The sequence below is a fragment of the Pseudomonas citrullilanati genome (assembly GCF_030580855.1).
GTDB classification, from domain to species: domain Bacteria; phylum Pseudomonadota; class Gammaproteobacteria; order Pseudomonadales; family Pseudomonadaceae; genus Aquipseudomonas; species Aquipseudomonas citrulli.
The window spans coordinates 64,965-83,314 of sequence record NZ_JAUQOP010000020.1 but is presented as its reverse complement, the minus strand read 5'-3'; the positions used below and the strand labels follow the sequence as shown (position 1 = coordinate 83,314).

At 62.9% G+C, this 18,350-nt stretch carries 19 protein-coding genes and 1 pseudogene; 11 read left to right on the top strand and 9 right to left on the bottom strand.

Annotated elements, in window-relative coordinates:
- Positions 1–218: 218 nt before the first annotated feature.
- The 3 genes from Q6A48_RS15005 to rpoE are packed head-to-tail and all read right to left on the bottom strand — an operon-like array spanning position 219 to position 2,379.
- The gene (locus Q6A48_RS15005; protein WP_304554893.1) at positions 219–1,166 is read right to left on the bottom strand and encodes a MucB/RseB C-terminal domain-containing protein; all 948 of its coding nucleotides are present in this window, start codon (positions 1,164–1,166) and stop codon (positions 219–221) included.
- Between the two features lie 12 nt (positions 1,167–1,178).
- Positions 1,179–1,766 (bottom strand): sigma-E factor negative regulatory protein, encoded by a 588-nt coding sequence (locus Q6A48_RS15000; protein WP_304554892.1) that lies wholly within the window; start codon positions 1,764–1,766, stop codon positions 1,179–1,181.
- A 31-nt stretch (positions 1,767–1,797) separates the two neighbouring features.
- Complete coding sequence (gene rpoE, locus Q6A48_RS14995) at positions 1,798–2,379, bottom strand: RNA polymerase sigma factor RpoE/AlgU (protein ID WP_003172477.1); 582 nt, start codon at positions 2,377–2,379, stop codon at positions 1,798–1,800.
- Positions 2,380–2,938: 559 nt separating this feature from the next.
- On the opposite strand from rpoE, the gene nadB reads away from it, so the two are divergent.
- Positions 2,939–4,555, top strand: coding sequence for an L-aspartate oxidase (gene nadB / locus Q6A48_RS14990; RefSeq protein ID WP_304554891.1), 1,617 nt, complete (start codon positions 2,939–2,941; stop codon positions 4,553–4,555).
- On the opposite strand, the gene Q6A48_RS14985 is transcribed toward nadB, so the two are convergent.
- Complete coding sequence (locus tag Q6A48_RS14985; RefSeq protein WP_304554890.1) at positions 4,524–4,976, bottom strand: protein YgfX; 453 nt, start codon at positions 4,974–4,976, stop codon at positions 4,524–4,526. The two genes, nadB and Q6A48_RS14985, sit on opposite strands and share 32 nt — an antisense overlap.
- The gene (locus Q6A48_RS14980; protein WP_003184348.1) at positions 4,960–5,214 is read right to left on the bottom strand and encodes an FAD assembly factor SdhE; all 255 of its coding nucleotides are present in this window, start codon (positions 5,212–5,214) and stop codon (positions 4,960–4,962) included. The genes Q6A48_RS14985 and Q6A48_RS14980 overlap by 17 nt, the downstream gene beginning before the upstream one ends.
- 149 nt (positions 5,215–5,363) lie before the next feature.
- On the opposite strand from Q6A48_RS14980, the gene ygfZ reads away from it, so the two are divergent.
- Positions 5,364–6,305 carry a CAF17-like 4Fe-4S cluster assembly/insertion protein YgfZ gene (gene ygfZ, locus Q6A48_RS14975; protein ID WP_304554889.1) on the top strand — a complete coding sequence of 314 codons (942 nt, stop codon included), beginning with the start codon at positions 5,364–5,366 and terminating at the stop codon, positions 6,303–6,305.
- Between the two features lie 36 nt (positions 6,306–6,341).
- Positions 6,342–7,163, top strand: coding sequence for an HDOD domain-containing protein (locus Q6A48_RS14970; RefSeq protein ID WP_304554888.1), 822 nt, complete (start codon positions 6,342–6,344; stop codon positions 7,161–7,163).
- Between the two features lie 174 nt (positions 7,164–7,337).
- Here the strand turns inward: Q6A48_RS14970 and tctE are convergent, their stop codons facing one another.
- Positions 7,338–8,729, bottom strand: a complete 1,392-nt coding sequence (gene tctE, locus Q6A48_RS14965; RefSeq protein ID WP_304554887.1) for a sensor histidine kinase — start codon at positions 8,727–8,729, stop codon at positions 7,338–7,340.
- Complete coding sequence (gene tctD / locus Q6A48_RS14960) at positions 8,722–9,393, bottom strand: response regulator (protein ID WP_304554886.1); 672 nt, start codon at positions 9,391–9,393, stop codon at positions 8,722–8,724. The genes tctE and tctD overlap by 8 nt, the downstream gene beginning before the upstream one ends.
- Positions 9,394–9,838: 445 nt before the next feature.
- Between tctD and Q6A48_RS14955 the strand changes: the two genes are divergently transcribed.
- From Q6A48_RS14955 to Q6A48_RS14940, 4 genes are read left to right on the top strand one after another with little or no spacing between them, the layout of a single operon-like run.
- Positions 9,839–10,816 (top strand): Bug family tripartite tricarboxylate transporter substrate binding protein, encoded by a 978-nt coding sequence (locus Q6A48_RS14955; RefSeq protein WP_304554885.1) that lies wholly within the window; start codon positions 9,839–9,841, stop codon positions 10,814–10,816.
- A gap of 55 nt (positions 10,817–10,871) precedes the next feature.
- The gene (locus Q6A48_RS14950) at positions 10,872–11,333 is read left to right on the top strand and encodes a tripartite tricarboxylate transporter TctB family protein (RefSeq protein ID WP_304554884.1); all 462 of its coding nucleotides are present in this window, start codon (positions 10,872–10,874) and stop codon (positions 11,331–11,333) included.
- 1 nt (position 11,334) lies between these two features.
- A complete protein-coding gene (locus Q6A48_RS14945) occupies positions 11,335–12,849 on the top strand; it encodes a tripartite tricarboxylate transporter permease (protein WP_047701778.1) in 1,515 nt (504 codons plus the stop codon).
- Positions 12,842–13,882 (top strand): AbrB family transcriptional regulator, encoded by a 1,041-nt coding sequence (locus Q6A48_RS14940; RefSeq protein ID WP_304554883.1) that lies wholly within the window; start codon positions 12,842–12,844, stop codon positions 13,880–13,882. Before Q6A48_RS14945 ends, Q6A48_RS14940 begins: the two co-directional genes overlap by 8 nt.
- 129 nt (positions 13,883–14,011) lie before the next feature.
- Here the strand turns inward: Q6A48_RS14940 and ung are convergent, their stop codons facing one another.
- On the bottom strand, positions 14,012–14,704 hold the full coding sequence (gene ung / locus Q6A48_RS14935; RefSeq protein WP_304554882.1) for a uracil-DNA glycosylase: 693 nt from the start codon (positions 14,702–14,704) through the stop codon (positions 14,012–14,014).
- 131 nt (positions 14,705–14,835) lie between these two features.
- Here ung and dspII point away from each other — a divergent pair, with 131 nt between their 5' ends.
- Positions 14,836–15,948 carry an enoyl-CoA hydratase/isomerase DspII gene (dspII, locus tag Q6A48_RS14930; RefSeq protein ID WP_304554881.1) on the top strand — a complete coding sequence of 371 codons (1,113 nt, stop codon included), beginning with the start codon at positions 14,836–14,838 and terminating at the stop codon, positions 15,946–15,948.
- A gap of 90 nt (positions 15,949–16,038) precedes the next feature.
- Here the strand turns inward: dspII and Q6A48_RS14925 are convergent, their stop codons facing one another.
- The gene (locus Q6A48_RS14925) at positions 16,039–16,419 is read right to left on the bottom strand and encodes a hypothetical protein (protein ID WP_304554880.1); all 381 of its coding nucleotides are present in this window, start codon (positions 16,417–16,419) and stop codon (positions 16,039–16,041) included.
- Between the two features lie 382 nt (positions 16,420–16,801).
- On the opposite strand from Q6A48_RS14925, the pseudogene Q6A48_RS14920 reads away from it, so the two are divergent.
- The 3 genes and pseudogenes from Q6A48_RS14920 to Q6A48_RS14910 all read left to right on the top strand — a co-directional run.
- A pseudogene (locus Q6A48_RS14920) lies at positions 16,802–17,413 on the top strand (GGDEF domain-containing protein); the annotation flags it as partial.
- Positions 17,406–17,624: a cysteine-rich CWC family protein gene (locus Q6A48_RS14915; protein WP_304554879.1), complete on the top strand. Its 219-nt coding sequence runs from the start codon at positions 17,406–17,408 to the stop codon at positions 17,622–17,624. The pseudogene Q6A48_RS14920 and the gene Q6A48_RS14915, both read left to right, overlap by 8 nt.
- A 32-nt stretch (positions 17,625–17,656) precedes the next feature.
- A complete protein-coding gene (locus Q6A48_RS14910; RefSeq protein WP_304554878.1) occupies positions 17,657–18,349 on the top strand; it encodes a pseudouridine synthase in 693 nt (230 codons plus the stop codon).
- Position 18,350: the final 1 nt, after the last annotated feature.

Below are 18,350 nucleotides of genomic sequence, written 5' to 3'. Positions count from 1 at the left end.
CGACGAGCATGGTTAAGCGATATGGAGCAAGCAATACCAGGGAAAGATACGCCGGTATTTTTGTTCCGCAAACAGACAAGGCCAGGGCCCAGCGGCTCTGACCTAATAGAAAAAAAACCGTTTCTTTGCAAATGAAAATGCTGACAGGAAGTTTCGGCATTTCGATCAAACCCCGGCGCCATCAGCCTTGTGCGCATTCGGGCCACCCAGCCAATTCGCTACTGGGTCGCCTTGACATCGGACCGCATGGAGAGCGCGATCCGCTCCGCCGTACCGATGGGAATCTCGCCCACCACCGTGACCATCATTTCGCCCTGGGGCGTGGTGAGTCGACGGGAAACGGCGGCGGTCGGGCCGAGTTGAGTCCGGGTATCGGTGGCGTTGGCCCCGTTCAACGGCTCGAGGAACACCGAGAAGCGTGCCAGGCCATCATCGTACATCAGGCTGTTGACCTGGACATTGGTGTCCGGATCCTTGCGCGCCGTGCTGCTGGTCAGCTCGAAACCCGGCGGAAGCCAGTCCGAATGCCAGGTAGCCTTCACCGCAGCGGCCTTGTCCGGAGCCTGTACGACCACCTTGCAATCGGCCGTGGCCTGCAAGTCGGCCTCGGCCGGCGCGGCCACGTTCAGGCGAGTGAACTGGAAACGCTCGAGCAACTGCCCCTTGTCATTGAGCAGCAACGATTTGAGCGGCAGGCCCGTCTCTTTGTCCAAGTGCAGTTCGAAGCCATAGCGATGCTGGTCCTTGGGCTTCAATTCGACGATCACCGCCGCACGCCCAGCCACGCGCGACTTGCCAATGACGGCAAGGTCGTACCAGTTCTTGAGTTTTTGCGGATCGAGAGTCCGTGCGGAACCGTCGGGCGTGTTGCCCAGCCCCGCGATCAAGGAGCCGCTGACGCATTGGGTACGTCCATCAATGCGCACGACTTCCTGTGCCGAGCCGTCGAGCTGGAGTAGCCGCTCGCGGACCTTGCCATCCTGGACGCGATGCCAGATGTTGTGGGTAGAGAAACTACCGTTGCGCTCATAGACGAAAGTGCCCAGGAAGCTTTGCTGCTGCTCGGCCAGGCCCAGGCGATTCAACCAATCCTGAGCCTCATCGGCGTAGGCTGGAACCGTACACCAGCCTCCCAGCAAAAGCGCGAATAAAGGTATGGCGCGCAATGGTTGTCCTTATTAACGGTTTTCCATACTGGCTGCACGGGCATAAGGCAGCGCGCTTTCAGTACCTTTCAACGCCGCTTGCTGGGCATGCTGGCGCAGGTAGTTGGGCAGGCGCTGGTCATGCCAGCCGGGTTGGCCTTGCAGCACACCGTTGGTCATCGGACCGGTCGCTTCCGAACCTTCGCTGTAGCCGGCCAATACCGCCGGGCCCTTGACCTGCGGAGCGGCCAGGACAGGCTGGTTGGATTGCTGCGCCATTTGCACGCCGGCAATTTCATCCTGGTTGTACAGGCGCACACCGGCCAATACGGCGACGGTGACCGAGGCGGCAACGGCCAGGCGACCCAGGCTGCGCCATGGTCCGCGGGAGGCTTTCGCCGGTACGGCTTCATCAGCCAATGCAGCAGAAACGGCCGCAGCGATGTCCAGACGCGGAAGCAGCAGGTCCTTGTGCATGACAGCCCGGGCGATCTGGTAACGAGCCCAGGTCTCACGGGTTTCAACATCGTCGAAGGCATTCAATACCCGACGCAATTCCAGTTCGTCCGCTTCGTTATCCATCACTGCGGACAGCGATTCCTGCAGGGCTTCACGACTCATGGCGTTCCTCTCTTGGCTGTCGCCGCTGTCTTTAGTTTTCCTGCAACAACGGTTGCAGGGCTTTATCGATGGCCTCCCGAGCGCGGAAGATCCGGGAGCGCACGGTACCCACCGGACACTGCATGACGCTCGCAATGTCCTCGTAACTCAGACCGTCGAACTCGCGTAAAGTTAAGGCCGTACGCAAATCTTCGGGCAGTTGCTGGATGGTTCGATGGACAGTGCCCTCGATCTCATCCCGCAGCAATGCGCGTTCCGGGGATTCGAGGTCCTTGAGGCCGTGATCGCCATCGTAGAACTCTGCATCTTCAGAACTTACATCGCTATCCGGCGGCCGGCGGCCGCGTGAAACCAGATAGTTTTTCGCCGTGTTGATGGCGATGCGGTAAAGCCACGTATAGAACGCGCTGTCGCCGCGAAAGTTACCAAGTGCACGGTAGGCCTTGATGAAGGCCTCCTGCGCAACATCCTGCGCTTCATGGGTGTCGTGCACGAACCGCACGATCAACCCGAGAATTTTGTGCTGGTATTTCAGCACTAGCAGATCGAAAGCTCGCTTGTCGCCACGTTGTACGCGCTCGACCAGCTGCTGATCCTCTTCCTGGGTTAGCATGAACACTCCTCGATAAGCTCGAAGGAGGCTTGCATTACTAATTGTCCGGGCTTGCAAACATAGACTCGGGCTTTTCGCAAAAGTTCTCCCCCTTTCAAGCAAGTTTCCGGCGCGCTCTGATCTCGGCACGGACGAAAAACGCAGCACGAGATTCCCCGGCTGCGCGAATAATCTGTCGCCAGGCCTGCCGGCAAGGATTTCAGCCGAAACCCCGCACACCCAACGCTGCTCCCTTTTGCAGACAACCGTCTATTGAACGTAGGCGGCTGGCAAAAGTTCCCACTATTTTATAGCGCCGTGAAGCGGACATTAGCCCACTGTGACGGGATTAACCGCGCTCTGTCCTCGAAACAGCCGCCTTGTCGCCTTCCCGGCCAAATCGCGATCCGACGAAGCGTAGCGCTTTCCAGCCAGGGCTGGTACCACATTGCCATGATACGCCTGGCTATTGTGCCGGTCCCCCCCTCTATATACTAGTGGGCTGCGCGGCTGTGTGACCCGTTGAAACGGTGTCCTGTGCCAACCCCGACCCGGGTCGCCTTGAGCGGAAACCATTCGAATGAGCCAACAGTTCCAACATGATGTTCTGGTAATCGGCAGCGGTGCCGCCGGATTGAGCCTTGCCCTGACCTTGCCGGAGCACTTGCGCATCGCCGTGCTGAGCAAGGGCGACCTGGCCAACGGCTCGACATTCTGGGCCCAGGGCGGCGTCGCGGCCGTGCTGGACGACACCGACACCATCGAGTCCCATGTCGACGACACCCTTAACGCCGGTGGCGGCCTGTGTCACCCGGACGCGGTGCGCTTTACCGTCGAGCACAGCCGCGAAGCCATCCAGTGGCTGATCGACCAAGGCGTGCCGTTTACCCGTGACGAACAATCCGGCAACGAAGACGGCGGTTTCGAGTTCCACCTGACCCGCGAAGGCGGTCACAGCCATCGACGCATCATCCACGCGGCCGATGCCACCGGAGCGGCGATCTTCAAGACCTTGCTCGCCCAGGCCCGGCAACGGCCTAACATCGAGTTGCTGGAACAGCGCGTCGCGGTCGACCTGATCACCGAGAAGCGCCTGGGCCTGGAGGGCGATCGCTGCCTCGGCGCCTACGTGCTCAATCGCGGTACCGGCGAAGTCGACACCTACGGCGCACGCTTCGTCATCCTCGCCTCCGGTGGCGCCGCGAAGGTCTACCTTTATACCAGCAACCCCGATGGCGCCTGCGGTGACGGCATCGCCATGGCATGGCGCTCGGGCTGCCGAGTGGCGAACCTGGAGTTCAACCAGTTCCATCCCACCTGCCTTTACCACCCCCTGGCCAAGAGCTTCCTGGTGACCGAGGCCCTGCGTGGCGAAGGAGCGCACCTGAAACTGCCCAATGGCGAACGCTTCATGCCACGCTTCGACCCCCGTGCCGAACTGGCGCCACGGGACATCGTCGCCCGGGCCATCGACCATGAAATGAAGCGCCTGGGCATCGACTGCGTCTACCTGGACATCAGCCACAAGCCCGAAGCCTTCATCAAGAGTCATTTCCCGACGGTCTACGAGCGCTGCCTGGAATTCTCCATCGACATCACCAAGCAGCCGATCCCGGTGGTGCCGGCGGCGCACTACACCTGCGGCGGAGTGATGGTCGACCAACAAGGCCGCACCGACGTGCCGGGCCTGTACGCCATCGGCGAAACCAGCTTCACCGGGTTGCACGGCGCCAACCGCATGGCCAGCAATTCGCTGTTGGAATGTTTCGTCTACGCCCGCTCGGCGGCGGCGGACATCCTGCAACAGTTGCCGCAGATCGCCATTCCCGCCGCCCTGCCCTCATGGGATGCCAGCCAGGTCACCGATTCCGACGAAGACGTGATCATCGCCCACAACTGGGACGAACTGCGGCGCTTCATGTGGGACTACGTGGGTATCGTGCGCACCAACAAGCGCCTGCAACGGGCCCAGCACCGGGTGCGACTGTTGCTGGATGAAATCGACGAGTTCTACAGCAACTACAAGGTCAGCCGGGACCTGATCGAGCTGCGCAACCTGGCCCAGGTGGCCGAGCTGATGATTCGCTCGGCCATGGAGCGCAAGGAAAGCCGGGGGCTGCATTACACCCTCGACTACCCGGACCTGCTGCCCGAGGCGCTGGACACTATCCTGGTGCCGCCCACCTACGTCGACTGAACTTGAGCCGCACCCGCAGGCGCCGATGCACATCCGGCGCCAGCGCGTCGCGCGGCACGCACAGCGAGCGAACCCGCCACTCGCCCCGCAAGCGAAAACGCAGCACGACGATCAACGGCAACGCCAGGCTGTCGGGGCGCAACTGCACGGGCTGCCAACCTTCGGCCCTGTTCCACAGGTGCCAACCGGCCGCGTCGCAGCGCAGGCCACTGAAGGCCTGTCGATGGGTCAACAGGACTTGTCGCGGCAGGACCCAGGCACCATGGGCCAGGCACAACGCCATGCCAAGGGCGGCAAACAGGAACGGGACAGCCAGCAGGAGCAACGAACCCAGGGCGACCGCCTGGGCCAGGAGATAGGCCGCCAGCAGTTGCCCGGAGGCCTGCCAGCGGCATTCGAAGCGGTTACTTTGGCTGGACACGGTCCAGGATCATCCGGACCATGCGCTGCAGCTCTGGATCCTCGGATTCGCTGCGCTCCATGAACCAGCCGAACATGTCCTGGTCCTCGCATTCGAGCAGGCGGACATAGCACGCACGGTCCACTTCATTGAGATGGGGGTAGACCTCTTTCACGAATGGCACCAGCAACACGTCCAGCTCAAGCATGCCGCGACGGCTGTGCCAGTAGAGGCGATTCAGTTCAACATCTTCGACCATGGAGCGCTCCTCAAATAGAGCGCAAGTATACAGGCCCCGCCGTGGCGGAACAGACAGCATTGGTCGGCCACCACCGATCCTTTGTGAACTACCCATTTCAAGGGCGCCCCCTTATGATGTCCACCAGACTTTTTACCCTGCGATGACCCATGGCTGATTCCGCTTTTTTCTGCACCCTGTCCCACGAAGGCGTTCTCGCGGTCCGCGGCGTGGATGCCGGCAAATTCCTGCAAGGCCAATTGACCTGCAACCTCAATTACTTGAGCGATAGCCGTGCCAGCCTCGGCGCCCGCTGCACCCAGAAAGGCCGGATGCAATCGAGCTTCCGCATCCTGCTCGAAGGCGACGGCGTGCTGATGGCGATGGCCAGCGAACTGCTCGAGCCGCAACTGGCGGACCTGAAGAAATACGCGGTGTTCTCCAAATCCAAACTCACTGACGAAAGCGCCGCCTGGGTTCGCTTCGGCCTGGAAAACGCCGATGACGTGCTGGCCAGCCTGGGCCTCGCACTGCCGGCTGATACCGACAGCGTGGTGCGCCATGAATCGCTGATCGCCGTGCGGGTTTCCCCCGGCCGGGCCGAACTGTGGGCTCGCGCCGAGCAGGCGCCAGTGCTGAAAAGCCAGTTGGCTGCGGCACTCGCCGAGGCTGACCTGAACGCGTGGCTGCTCGGCCAGGTCCGCGCCGGGATCGGCCAGGTGATGCCGGCCACCCGCGAGCTGTTCATCCCGCAGATGCTCAACCTGCAAGCCGTTGGCGGCGTGAGCTTCAAGAAAGGCTGCTACACCGGCCAGGAAATCGTCGCGCGCATGCAGTACCTGGGCAAGCTCAAGCGGCGCTTGTATCGCCTGCGACTGGACGCCAGCGAACTGCCCGAGCCGGGTACCGCGCTCTTCTCCCCGACCCACGGCAGCACCATCGGCGAAGTGGTGATCGCGGCGCGAGCCGGGCAAGACATTGAACTTCTGGCGGTGTTGCAGGCCGAAGCGGCGGAAGATGGCAACCTGCACCTCGGTGCCCTGGAGGGCCCGGCCTTGCAGCTGCTGGACTTGCCTTACGAGCTGGACCGCGACCGCGAGATCCAGCGCTGATCGCAGCATTTTGTCGCAACACCCTAGAGAACCGAAATGAGCGATTTGGCGGAGAAGGTCCAACGGGATTTGGTGGAGGCCATCGATAACGATGACCTGGTGTTGCCAACATTACCGGAAGTGGCCCTGCAGATTCGCCGGGCCGCCGAGGACCCGGAAATCAGCGTGAGCAACCTGAGCAAAGTGATCGGTCGCGACACGGCGCTCTCGGCTCGCCTGATAAAAGTGGTCAACAGCCCGCTGCTTCGCGCCACCCAGGAAGTCACCGACCTGCACACGGCCATCACCCGGCTGGGGGTCAACTACAGCAGCAACCTGGCCATCGGCCTGGTCATGGAGCAGATTTTCCATGCCCGTTCCGAGGTGGTCGAACAGAAGATGCGCGAAGTCTGGCGCAAGAGCCTGGAGATCGCCGGCGTCAGCTATGCACTGTGCCGCGGCTACACGCAGCTCAAGCCCGACCAGGCGGCATTGGGCGGCTTGGTGCACCAGATCGGCGTGCTGCCGATCCTCACGTATGCCCAGGACAACAATGAATTGCTGTCCGACCCGGTCAGCCTCAACCACGTCATCGAGACGATCCACCCGGTGCTGGGGGACAAGTTGCTCAGTGTCTGGGAGTTTCCGGAGCGGCTGGTGAAGTTGCCGGGGTTGTACCTGGACTTCAGCCGGGATACGAAGCAGGTGGATTACGTCGACCTGGTGCAGGTCGCGGCGCTGTACTGCTACAAGGACACCGATCATCCCCTCAGCAAGATCGATGTGTTTGCCGTGCCAGCCTTCAAGAAGCTGGGCATCGACCCGGATAACAAGGATCGGTGCGCGGATATCGAAGAAGCGCGGTCGATGTTCTATTAAGCAGCCCATGAATTTGGGCCAGGCACGGAACTTGTGGCGAGGGGATTTATCCCCGCTGGGGTGCGAAGCGCCCCCCAGAATTTATCTGTCACCGCAGTGTGCCAACCGAGCTGCAGGGGACGCTTCGCGTCCCAACGGGGATAAATCCCCTCGCCACAACGGTGCTCACACAAATCAATCTGTGCCGGGTATAAAGCTCACCCGCACCTTCAGCCCGCGCGCCTGCCCATCATGCAAAGTGATCTGCGCCAGGTGGGCACGGCAGATTTCGCCGACGATCGCCAACCCCAGGCCGGAACCGGCTACTTGCTGGTTACGCCGATAGAAGCGCTCGAACACCCGATCACGCTCGTGCAGGGGAATGCCCGGACCGTCGTCTTCCACCTCCAGCACCGCCGGCGCGGTGACCCGCAGGATCACGTTGCCACCGGAGGGCGTATGCGCCAGGGCATTGTCCACCAGGTTGCTCAGCAATTCGTTGAGCAAGGTCGGCTCGCCCCGCAGCCACACCGGCTCATCGGCTTCCAGGGCCAGCGCCACGCCCCGGGCGTGGGCCAGCGGCGCCATGGCCATGCCCAGCTCCCGGGCCAACTGGCTCATGTCGAGCAACTGCGCGCCGCCCTCGGCGATGGCCCGGGCGCCGTTTTCGACCCGCGCCATGGACAGCAACTGGTTCGCCAGGTGGGTCAAGCGATCGGTGCCCTGGGCGGCGGTTTCGAGGGTTTCACGCCAGGTCGCCGGCTCACTGGCGCGCAAGCCCAGTTCCAGGCGCGCCTTGAGCGCGGCCAACGGCGTGCGCAGTTCATGGGCGGCATCGGCGATGAACTGCGCCTGGCGTTCGAATTGCCCGCGCAGTCGCTCGGTGAAGTGGTTGAGGGCCCGCACCAATGGCCATAGCTCATGCTGGACTTCCACCAACGGCAGCGGGCGCAGATCATCCGGCTGACGCTCTTCCACCGCCGTGCGCAAGCGTTCCAGCGGGCGCAGTGCGGCACTGACGGCAAACCACACCAGCAACAACGCCCCCACCGCCAGCATGCCAAGGCGCAACAGGGTGTCGGCCATCAGGCTGCGGGCCATGCTGACCCGTGCCTCTTCGGTCTCCGCCACGCGAATCTCCGCCATGCCGTTCATGTTCGGCTCGCTCACGGCTTTGAGCAGGCTCACCACCCGCACGTTCTGGCCCTGGTAACGGGCGTTATAGAAACGCGCCAGGGCCGGGTAATCATCGGTGCGTGGCGTACCGGGCGGCGGGCCGGGAAGGTTTTCGTAGCCGGAGATCAACTGCTTGTTGATGTCATTGACCTGGTAGTAAATGCGCCCGGCACTGTCGTAGGCGAAGGTGTCCAGCGCCACATAGGGCACGTCCGCGCTGAGACTGCCGTCGCGCTGCGAGAGCCCGGCGGCGATGGTCCGGGCCGATGCCAGCAACGTGCGGTCATAGGCGGTGTCCGCGGCTTCGCGACCGTTCCAGTAGGCGCTCAGGCCGCTGGCGAGCATCAGCACCACCAGCAGCAATGCGAGGTTCCAGAGCAGCCGCCAGCGCAGGCTGTCGGGCTTATGCATCGCGGTTTTCCAATAGGTAGCCCAGGCCCCGGAACGTCACGATGGCGACGGCGTGGCCGTCGAGTTTCTTGCGCAAGCGATGGACATAGATTTCGATGGCATCCGCGCTGGCCTCCTCGTCCAGGCCGAACACCTGGGCGGCCAACTGCTCCTTGCTCATCACCCGGCCCGGCCGGGCGATCAAAGCCTCCAGCACCGCCTGCTCGCGGGATGTCAGCGTCAGCAACTCGTCGTCGAGGGTGAAGCGACGGGTGTCCAGGTCATACACCAGTCCGCCACAGCGCTGCTGGCGTTCGCCGCCCAGAACGCTGCGCCGCAGCAACGCCTTGACCCGCGCTTCCAGTTCGGTGAGTTCGAAGGGCTTGGCCAGGTAATCGTCGGCCCCCAGGTTCAGGCCATGGACCCGGTCCTTGACGTCGCTGCGGGCGGTCAGCATCAACACCGGCAGGGTCTTGCCGCGGGCCCGCAGGCGTGCCAGCACTTCGAAACCGTCCATGCGCGGCAGCCCGACATCAAGGACGGCCACCGCGTACTCCTCGCTGCCCAGGGCCAGGTCCGCAGCCACGCCATCATGCAGCACATCCACGGTCAAACCGGTGCTCTTGAGCGCCTGGGCGACGCTCTCGGCGAGCTGCAGATGGTCTTCGACGAGCAGAACACGCATGGGTTATTCCTCGATTCAGGGATGGCCGGCGCCATTCTTTGGCGCGGAGTTTACAGCCGCAACGCCCACTGTGAAGCCCAAAAACCGCTTGAAAGCTATTGAAAGGTTAGCGAAAGGTTCGGCCGTTAGAGTCCTGGGACGGACAGTTTCGACTGCCGGTCGCGATGCCCATTTGCGAACGAAAAACGCCTCGAAGCGTTTTCGCCGATAAGAACAATAAAAGCGGAGTGTTCACCATGCTGTCCCTGCAGCGCCAGGCCCCAGTGCCTGCCCACCCATGCCGCTTCCAACAGACCGTCCTGGCCAGCATTCGCGCTGCCCGGCCTGCCGTTGTTCCCCCTCGACAATCCCTGCCACGACTTGTGTCCGCCATCGATGGGCACGGCAAGGATCTGGCATCGCCCCATTCGCACCACACACAACAACAACTCCTGTGGAGACAACAATGAGCTTATCACTGCGTAAAGTAGCCCTGGCCGCCGGTTGCCTGATGTTCGCCGGGCAGTTGCTCGCCGAACCGAAGCGCCCCGAATGCATCGCACCGGCCTCCCCCGGCGGCGGTTTCGACCTGACGTGCAAGCTGGCGCAAAGCGCGCTGGTCAACCAGAAGCTGCTGACCAAGCCGATGCGCGTCACCTACATGCCCGGCGGTGTCGGCGCGGTGGCCTACAACGCAGTGGTCGCCCAGCGCCCGGCCGACGCCGGCACGCTGGTGGCCTGGTCCAGCGGTTCGCTGCTGAACCTGGCCCAGGGCAAGTTCGGTCGTTTCGATGAAAGCGCCGTGCGCTGGCTGGCCGCCGTCGGCACCAGCTATGGCGCTATCGCGGTGAAGAGCGATTCGCCCTACAAGACCCTCGACGACCTGGTGCAGGCCCTGAAGAAAGACCCGAGCTCGGTGGTCATCGGTTCCGGCGGCACCGTGGGCAGCCAGGACTGGATGCAGACCGCGCTCATCGCCAAGGCGGCCGGGATCAACCCTCGCGACCTGCGCTATGTCGCCCTCGAAGGCGGCGGCGAGATCGCCACCGCCTTGCTCGGCGGGCACATCCAGGTCGGCAGTACCGACATCTCCGACTCCATGCCCCACATCCAGAGCGGTGACATGCGCCTGCTGGCCGTGTTCGCCGAAAAACGCCTCGACGAGCCGGAAATGAAAGACATCCCGACCGCCAAGGAACAGGGCTACGACATCGTCTGGCCGGTGGTACGCGGCTTCTACCTCGGGCCGAAGGTCAGCGACGAAGACTACGCCTGGTGGAAAGACGCCTTCGACAAGCTGCTGGCTTCCGAGGAGTTCGCCAAGCTGCGTGACCAGCGCGAGCTGTTCCCGTTCGCCATGACCGGCCCGGAACTGGACACCTACGTGAAGAAGCAAGTCGCCGATTACAAGGTGTTGGCCAAAGAGTTCGGCCTGATTCAGTAACCGTCTCTGATCTCGCGGCGGCGTCGGCTCTCCCGGCGCTGCCCAGGAGTTAGTCATGCTCACCCTCCAACGTATTTTTGCCGCGGTGCTGTTGCTGGCCTGTATCGGCCTGGCGCTGATGGCCTGGCCCTACCAGGCGGCCTTTTCCTACGAGCCGGTCGGCCCGCGGGCCTTTCCCTTGTTGATGCTGGGGCTGATGGGCCTGGCGTTGCTGTACATGGTGTTTCGTCCCGCCCCCGTGGTGCACAGTGAAGACGACCCGCAACTGGACCGTGAAACCCTGCAGAAAATCGGCATCTGCGTGGTGTTGCTGCTGGTGTTCGCGGGCACCTTCGAACCTCTGGGCTTCATCCTCTCCAGCATCCTGATCGGGGTGCCGATGGCGCGCCTGTATGGCGGCCGCTGGGTGCCGAGCGTGGTGATCATCAGCCTGATGGCGATCGGTCTCTACCTGTTGTTCGACAAGCTGATGGACGTCCCCCTGCCCCTGGGCCTGCTCGACGTCCTGGAGAATTGATATGGATACCCTGAATTATCTCGGCCAGGGTTTTGGCGTCGCGCTGACGCCTTACAACCTCGTCACCGCCTTGACCGGCACCCTGATCGGCACCGTGGTCGGCTTGTTGCCGGGCCTGGGCCCGATCAACGGCGTAGCGCTGCTGATCCCGATCGCCTTCGCCCTCGGCCTGCCGCCGGAGTCGGCGCTGATCCTGTTGGCCGCCGTGTACCTGGGTTGCGAATACGGCGGGCGTATCAGCTCGATCCTGCTCAACATCCCGGGCGAAGCGTCCACCGTGATGACCACCCTCGACGGCTACCCGATGGCCCGCCAAGGCCTGGCCGGGGTGGCGCTGTCGCTGTCGGCCTGGAGTTCGTTCATCGGTGCGCTCATCGCCACCTGCGGCATGGTGCTGTTTGCCCCGCTGCTGGCGAAATGGGCGATCGCCTTCGGCCCGGCGGAATATTTCGTCCTGATGGTGTTCGCCATCGTCTGCCTGGGCGGCATGGCGGGCGATCGTCCCCTCAAGACATTTATCGCGGCGCTGATCGGCCTGTTCCTGTCCAGTGTGGGGATCGACGCCAACAGCGGCGTGTACCGTTTCACCGGTGACAATATCCACCTGACCGACGGCATCCAGTTCGTGGTGCTGGTGCTCGGCCTGTTCTCCATCAGCGAGATCCTGTTGCTGCTGGAAAAAACCCACCGTGGCCAGGAAGCGGTCAAGGCCACCGGGCGGATGATGTTCAACTTCAAGGAAGCGGCGTCGGTGTTCGTGGTGAACCTGCGTTGCGGCCTGCTCGGCTTCATCATGGGCGTACTGCCAGGCGCGGGCGCGACCCTCGCCAGCGCCGTGGCCTACATGACCGAGAAACGCATCGCCGGGGCCAGCGGCACGTTCGGCCAGGGCGACAAGCGTGGCCTCGCCGCGCCGGAAACCGCCATCGGTGGCGCGGCCTGCGGTGCGCTGGTGCCGATGCTGACCCTTGGCGTTCCCGGTTCGGGCACCACGGCGGTGATGATCGGCGCGCTGTCGCTGTACAACATCACCCCCGGTCCGTTGCTGTTCCAACAACAACCGGACATCGTCTGGGGCCTGATCGCGTCGTTGTTCATCGCCAACGTCATGCTGGTGATTCTCAACATCCCGATGATCCGCGTGTTCACCCGCATCCTGGCCGTGCCGAACTGGGCGCTGGTACCGGTCATCGCGATCATCACCGGCATCGGTGTCTACGCGGTGCACGCCACCACGTTCGACCTGTTCCTGATGATCGGCATCGGCATCTTCGGCTACATCCTGCGCAAGCTGGACTTCCCACTGTCGCCGGTGCTGCTGGGCTTCATCCTTGGCGGGCTGATGGAGCAGAACCTGCGTCGTGCGTTGTCGATTTCCAACGGTGCGCTGGAGATCCTCTGGTCGAGCCCGATCACCTTCGGTTGCTGGATCCTGACGGCGATCATGCTGTTCATGCCACTGCTGCGGATCTGGCGTCGCCGCGCCGCCCAACGACGCGCCGTGGCCAATGTCTGAAGCCACTTTCAGACACTGGTGGGGAACACCGCTGGTCGGCCTGGCCGGCGGTTACCTGGCCAGCCTGATCGGCTGGCCCCTGCCCTGGATGGTCGGCTCGTTGCTGGCGATCATCCTGGTGCGCTGCCTGACCCCTTGGCAGTTGAAAGAAATTCCCGGCGGCCGCAAATGCGGCCAATGGGTGGTGGGCATCGGTATCGGCCTGCACTTCACCCCGCTGGTAATGGAGCAGGTCCTCGGCCATTTCGGCCTGATCTTTTTTGGCGCGCTGATCACCAGCGTGTCCAGCGTGGTGAGTGTCTGGCTGATGCGCCGCACCGGCGAGGACCGCGCCACCGCTTTCTTCTCCAGCATGCCGGGCGGCTCCGGCGAAATGGTCAACCTCGGCGCCCGCAACGGCGCCGACCTCAGTCGCGTCGCCGCCGGCCAGAGCCTGCGGGTGCTGGTGGTCGTGCTGTGCGTACCCGCGGCGTTCAAGTACCTGTTGGGCGAAGGTTCCCCGGCCCAACACGCCACGACAGTGGACTGGCTATGGCTGGCGCTGCTGTTTCCGGCGGGCGCACTGCTTGCCTGGGCCTGGGAGCGCCTGCGCCAACCCAACCCGTGGCTGTTCGGACCACTGCTGGTGAGCGCGGCCGTGAGCATCGGCTGGGACCTGCATATCGGCTTGCCCAATGGCGGCAGCCAGGTGGGCCAGTGGCTGATCGGCAGCGGCCTGGGTTGTCACTTCAACCGGCAATTCTTCCGCCGGGCGCCGTCGTTCATGGGGCGCACCCTGGTCGGCACCGTGTTGACGATGTTGATCGCCACCCTCGCGGCCCTGGGCCTGAGCACGCTGACCCACCTGGACCTGCGTTCACTGACCCTCGGCATGATGCCCGGCGGCATCGCGGAAATGAGCCTGACGGCGGAGACACTGCAACTGTCGGTGCCCTTGGTGACGGCGTTGCAGGTCATGCGGCTGTTGTTCGTGCTGTTCCTGGCGGAGCCGTTGTTTCGGTACTGGATGCGGCGACCGGGTTCGGACTTGTAGACCGAGTGCCTTTCATCGCGAGCAAGCTCGCTCCCACAGTTGATTTTCAGTGGCCACTGGTTAAGTGTTCACAACAGAATCCACTGTGGGAGCGAGCTTGCTCGCGATAGGATCAGCCCGGCTAGCCCATCAAACCGGGGGCAACCGCCAATCGATCGGCTTCTCGCCATGCTGCTGAAGAAATTTATTGGTCCGGCCGAAGTGCCCACAGCCGATGAAGCCTCGGTGGGCCGACAGCGGCGACGGGTGGACCGAAGTCAGCACCAAGTGCTTGGTCGCATCGATCAACTTCTGCTTGCTTTGGGCATGGGCGCCCCACAGCAGGAACACCAGGTGCGGCTGGTGCTCGCTGACCACTTCGATGACCCTGTCGGTAAAGTGCTGCCAACCTTTCTTGGCGTGGGCGTTGGCATTGCCGCGCTCGACGGTCAGGGTGGTATTGAGCAGCAACACACCCTGGTCGGCCCAACTTTGCAGGTAGCCGTGGTTGGGAATGTCGATGTTCAGGTCGCGCTTCAACTCCTTGTAGATGTTCACCAGCGACGGCGGCGTTGGCACGCCCGGCTGTACCGAGAAGCATAGGCCATGGGCCTGGCCCGGGCCGTGGTAAGGGTCCTGGCCGAGGATGACCACCTTGACCTTGTCCAGCGGCGTGGAATTGAGCGCGTTGAAGATCAGCGATGCCGGTGGGTAGATCTCCTTGCCGGCGGCGTATTCCCGGCGCAGGAATTCGCGCAACTCTGCCATGTAGGGCTGGTCGAACTCGGCACGCAGTGCCTGCTTCCAGCTCGGTTCGAGTTTGATACGGTCATCAGCAGTCATGATTGCACCCGGTAAAAACAATGGGCGCACCCTAGGAAAGCCTACATGGCTTGTCAATTGATCTGACACAGAACCGGCACTTTCCCACGCAACGGTCATACTGAACATTCAAATTTCGGATCGAGGTCACGATGAATCTGCACTTCGAAGAACTGACGGGCATCACGGGAGCACGCATCGGCGTCGCCACCCTGGATGCCGAAAAAACCCTCAACGCCCTGTCCCTGCCGATGATCAGCGCCCTGCGCGATCGTCTCGATGCCTGGGCCAGGGAGCCGCAAATCGTCTGCGTGCTGCTGCGTGGCAACGGCGCCAAGGCGTTCTGCGCCGGCGGCGAAGTCCGCAGCCTGGTGGAGGCCTGCCGGGCCAATCCCGGGGAAGTGCCGCCCTTGGCCGCGCAGTTCTTCGCGGCCGAATACCGGCTGGATTTCAACCTGCATACCTACCCCAAGCCTTTGCTGTGCTGGGGACACGGTTATGTACTGGGCGGCGGCATGGGGCTGCTGCAAGGCGCGAGCACACGCATCGTCACCCCCAGCAGCCGCCTGGCGATGCCGGAGATCAGCATCGGCCTGTACCCGGACGTCGGCGCCAGTTGGTTCCTGTCGCGCCTGCCGGGCAAGCTCGGCTTGTTTCTCGGCCTGACCGGCGCCCACATGAACGCCCGGGACGCCATCGACCTGGGCCTGGCCGACCGCTTCCTGCTGGACGAACAGCAGGACGCCCTGATCGAAGGTTTGTTGCAACTCAACTGGCAGGAACAGACCGGGATGCAGCTCAATAGCCTGTTCAAGGCCTTGCAGCAGGAAGCCGTCGCGCAATTGCCCGAAGCCCAGTGGTTGCCGCGTCGGCAGAAAATCGATGAGTGGCTGGATGTCAGCGACGTGCGCTGCGCCTGGAAAGCCCTGGCCCTGTTGGTGGATCACCAGGACCCGCTGATCGCCCGGGCGGCAAAGACCCTGACGGAGGGCTCGCCCCTGACCGCTCATCTGGTCTGGGAACAGATCGCCCGTGCCCGGCACCTGTCCTTGGCCGAGGTGCTGCGGATGGAATACACCTTGAGCCTCAACTGCTGCCGCCATCCGGAATTCAGCGAAGGGGTGCGGGCCCGCTTGATCGACAAGGACCACAAGCCCCATTGGCACTGGCCCGACATCAACCATGTCCCGGAAGCCGTGGTGCAGGCGCACTTTCACAAGGTGTGGGAAGGTCGTCACCCATTGGCGGACTTGTCCAATGAATAACGCCCTTGTGGGAGCGAGCCTGCTCGCGAAGGCTTGATCATTCCAGGCACAAAAAAAACGGCGCTCGATGCGCCGCTTTGCATTGCGGGATCAACGGTGGCCGCCCCTTCCACCATGATCGCCACGCCCGCGATGATCATGCCCACCTCGGTCGTCATTCCAGCCACCCCGGTCATGGCCGCCCCAACCGCCCCGGTTGGGATAAGGCCGGTACGCCGCCCGCGGTGGCGCGTAGTAGCGTGGACCGGCTGGGTAGTAGCGCGGTGCCGAGTAATAGCGCGGTGCCGGTTGGTAATACCGCGGTGCGTAGTAGCCACGCGGAGCCGAATAATAACCCCCGCCACCGTAATAGACCGGTGCCGGTGAAGTGTAGACCTCTGAACGGTAGTAGCTCGAGTCTCCATCGTAGTAAGGCGCGCAGGCCGAAAGAGTCAAACCGAGAAACGCAATGAGCAGCAGTCGTCGATACATGGCGGCCTCCTGGACCGCGAATGGGCCACATCAGCGACGCTGATGGGCGGCAGTCATCTTTGGGTGACTGACGAATATTCAGACAGCAAAATCGGAATCTGGTGCGATATGGCAATAACTAGAAACATGTAGCTTTTTGCCAACCGTCGCCCTGCTTTCTCCGTGTTTACAAACATGCGAATCAAGGCGCCTTTTCCTACAGTGATTACTAAACTGATTACATTGGATCTCTGCCCAGGGAATCGCCATGTCGCTCCGTTCGTCGTTGTATTTCCAGCGCAAACCGCTGCTGGCCGTGATGGCGCTGGTGGGTACAGGCTTCCTGGTCACTTCATCGCTGGGCTATTACGCTGCCCACGCCTCGGCACGAGAAAACCCACTCAAGGCCCTGTACGTGAACCTGTTGATCGGCCTGCTCGTGACGCTGGCCGTGCTGTTTATCCTCGCTCGGTTGATCGACCGCTACCAACACCGCCTCGACGCCCAGGCCATCCTCGACAGCCTGACCGAGTTGCCCAACCGCCGAGGCTTCGACTTGCTGGCCGTGCAGGCCTTGCACGAAGCCCAGCGCGAACCCAGGCCATTGACCGCCGTGTTGTTGGCGCTGGACGACTTCAAGTCACTGGAAAGCATCCACGGCCATGTGGCCTGCGACCAACTGCTGACCGGTTTCGCCCGCGACCTGACACAAAGCCTGCGGCACTCGGACATTGTCTGTCGCTGGAGCGCCGAAGCGTTCGTGGTACTGCTCAAGGACACCGACGGACAGACTGGTCTGAAAATCGCTGAGAAAATTCGCCAGCACATCGAAAAACAGCGCTATTTCTGCAGTGGGAAACAGTTATTGGTCACCGTCAGCATCGGTCTGACCACGGTGCAGGACGAAGACACCTTGCACAACCTGCTGTCCCGGACCGATCATGCACTGCAACGCGCCCGGCAAGCCGGATGCAATCGAACCTGTGTGGAAATGCCTCGCTCCAGCTATGAATAAACCCGACCTTTGCCCCGCCTGCGGCGGCGCCAACGACTGCTCCCTGGCCGATCCGGGAACCGCCGACCGGGCCTGCTGGTGTTTTAGCGTGAACATTGACCCGGCCATACTCGAAGCATTGCCGGCAGAGGTGCGGGATCAAGCCTGCCTGTGCCCACGCTGCGCCCAGGTCCAGGCCCAATTGCGCGCCAAGCCCCGTCCGATCGCGTAAGCTGCGCGCCTTTTTCCTGGCCTGGACTGCCCATGCGCGTCGACCGTTTTCTCAGCAACCTGCCCCGCTTCAATCGCCAGCAGGCCCGCCTGTTGCTGGTGGCGTGCCGGGTGCGGATCGACGGCCAGACCGTCACCGACCCCCATGCCCAAGTGCGTGAATTCAGCCGCGTCGAGGTCGATGACGAGGTGCTGCAAGCGGGCCGGCCGGCGCGTTATTTCATGCTGCACAAACCCACCGGTTGCGTCAGCGCCACGCGCGACCCGCAACACCCGACGGTGCTCGACCTGCTCGACGAGCCGGACAAGGACGACCTGCACATCGCCGGGCGCCTGGACTTCAATACCACCGGCCTGATGCTGATCACCAATGACGGCAGTTGGTCGCGACGCCTGACCCAACCGCAGACCAAGCTGCCCAAGGTCTATTACGTCGAAACCGAGCGCACCATCACCGCCGAGTACGCCGACACCTTCGCGCGGGGCCTGTATTTCGCCTTCGAAGACCTCACCACCCAACCGGCCGGGTTGACACTGCTGGGGCCGACGTCCGCGCGCTTGAGCATCGTCGAGGGGCGTTATCACCAGGTCAAGCGCATGTTCGGCCACTTCGACAACAAGGTGTTGCGCCTGCACCGCGAGCGCATGGGCCCCTTGGTGCTGGACCCGGCCCTCGAACCGGGCCAGTACCGCGCCCTGGACCCTGGCGAAATCAGCCTGATCTGAA